The 1,653-nt window shown below is 66.7% G+C and carries 2 protein-coding genes; both read left to right on the top strand.

From position 1 onward, the window contains the following. The first annotated feature begins 347 nt into the window (after positions 1-347). Positions 348-932, top strand: a complete 585-nt coding sequence (locus GPA_RS13450; RefSeq protein ID WP_015540206.1) for a helix-turn-helix domain-containing protein — start codon at positions 348-350, stop codon at positions 930-932. Between the two features lie 135 nt (positions 933-1,067). After that, positions 1,068-1,653, top strand: a 586-nt coding sequence (locus tag GPA_RS13445) for an AMP-binding protein (protein ID WP_041239658.1), incomplete at its 3' end; no start/stop codon positions are given.

The following is a 1,653-nucleotide window of genomic DNA, read 5'->3' as shown; positions in this document are numbered from 1 at the left end:
CCGCCCGGCGCCGCCTCCAAGGGGCGAGGTGGGCTACCTCGTGCTCGCGCGCCATCGCTGGTCTCCTCCTGTCGCTTAGCTTACTGGTAACGTACACAGAAAGGTACACGAGAAGGGTATCAAAGAGCGGTGCGGGCCGCAAGCGTTGCCGTGGCGTTTTCACCGGCGCATGCGCACGGGGCGGGGCGGTGCGCGGTGGTTTGCGCGGCCGCCTGCGGAGATTTCGGCCTTCTGGGGGCGAAGCCGACCGATTTGCTATACAATGGGAAAACTTTTTACCAGACAAGGCAGGCCGCCCCTTATTCGAAGCGACGCTGCCGCGACGTTGAGAAGGAGGTCAAGCGACTATGGAGCCGAATATCGAAGAGGTGGCAGGGCGCATTCGGGCGCTGCGCGAAGACCTCGAGATCACCCAGCAGGAGATGGCCGACGCCACCGGCCGCACCCTCGCCGAGTACGCCGCCCAGGAATCGGGCGCGCAAGACCTGTCGTTCACGTTCCTCTACAAGTGCGCCGAGCGCCTGGGCGTGGATGTCATCGAGCTTTTGACCGGCGAGAACCCGCACCTGTCGGGCTACTCGCTCACGCGCGCGGCCGACGGGCTCTCCATCAAGCGCCGCGCGGGCTTCGAGTACCTGCACAAGGCCCCCCACTTCAAGAACAAGCTGGCCGAGCCGTTCCTGGTCACGGCGCCCTACCTCGAGGAAGAGCAGGACGCTCCCATACACCTGTCCTACCACGTGGGCCAGGAGCTCGACTTCATCCTGTCGGGCAGGATGCGCTTCGCCTACGAGGACCACGTCGAGGAGCTGGAGGCCGGCGACCTGCTCATGTACGACTCGGGCCGCGGCCACGGCATGATCGCCACCGGCGGCGAGCCGTGCACGTTTTTGGCCATCGTCATGAAGCCCCACGGGGACGCGATTATCTAGGCGCCGCCGTCCCGTCCCGCCTCGCCGCATCCGGCGGCCCGGGGCGGGCGTCCGGTCAGGCGCCGTCGCATCGATGATCGTATCCGTCTCGCGGCGGATCCGCCCGCCGCATTGCCTCCCAGGAAGAGAACACCCATGAGAAACATCAACCTCCGCTTCGTCGAAGAGACCTACGACGAGGAAGGCCTGCTCGTCGATTTCGCCGTCAAGTGCCCCGCGGGCTTCAACTTCGGCTACGACGTGGTCGACGACATTGCCGAGAACGACCCCGACCGCCGCGCCATGGTGTGGTGCAACCCCGAGGGCGAGGAGCACGTGTTCACCTTCGCCGACATGAAGCGCTGGTCTGACAAGACCGCGAACTACCTGGCCGCCCACGGCGTTGGCCGCGGCGACTACGTCATGGTCATCCTGCGCCGCCACTACCAGTTCTGGTTCGTGGCCACGGCGCTCGCGAAGCTGGGCGCGGTCATGGTGCCGGCCACCTTCATGCTCAAGGAGCACGACCTGGAGTATCGCCTGAACGGCGCGTCCATCAAGGCGATCATCGCCACCTCGCTCGGCGACATCGCGGACGTGGTGGACAACGTGGCGGGCGCGTGCCCCACGCTCGAGGTGAAGATGCTCGTGAACGGCGCGGGCGGCGGGCTCACGCCCGAGGACGCGGAGGGCAACCTGGTGTTCCCAGACGACGGGCTGCCGCTCGGCGCGGCGCTCTCCG

It is taken from the genome of Gordonibacter pamelaeae 7-10-1-b (assembly GCF_000210055.1).
In the GTDB taxonomy this organism is placed as follows: domain Bacteria; phylum Actinomycetota; class Coriobacteriia; order Coriobacteriales; family Eggerthellaceae; genus Gordonibacter; species Gordonibacter pamelaeae.
This window is presented reverse-complemented; position numbering and strand designations above follow the sequence as displayed.